This window comes from Saccharicrinis aurantiacus (assembly GCF_947489045.1).
GTDB classification, from domain to species: domain Bacteria; phylum Bacteroidota; class Bacteroidia; order Bacteroidales; family Marinilabiliaceae; genus Saccharicrinis; species Saccharicrinis aurantiacus.
Genome location: NZ_CANLCN010000070.1, coordinates 1 through 291 on the forward strand (window position 1 = coordinate 1; position 291 = coordinate 291).

1 rRNA gene is annotated in these 291 nt (G+C 40.5%); it reads right to left on the minus strand.

Features of this window, described 5'->3' with window-relative positions:
* Positions 1–220 precede the first annotated feature (220 nt).
* Positions 221–291: ribosomal RNA gene (gene rrf, locus QMO11_RS22025) — 5S ribosomal RNA — on the minus strand; the annotation flags it as partial.

Sequence of the window (291 nt, forward strand, 5' to 3'; positions counted from 1 at the left end):
GAGGCGGGCTTGAACCGCCGACCTCATGATTATGAATCATGCGCTCTAACCAGCTGAGCTACCTCGGCATTTTTTTAGTATCAAGTAGTAAGATGATTGACAGCTTGTATTATACAATGTAAATCGTCTTGATACTTGTATCTTGTATCTTGATACTCTTATCTAATTTCCTTTAACAAAAAAGAGCAACTACAAATAAATGTAATTGCTCTTCTTTAAAGGTCGGCGGCGACCTACTCTCCCACATTTCTGCAGTACCATCGGCGCTATAGGGCTTAACTTCTCTGTTCG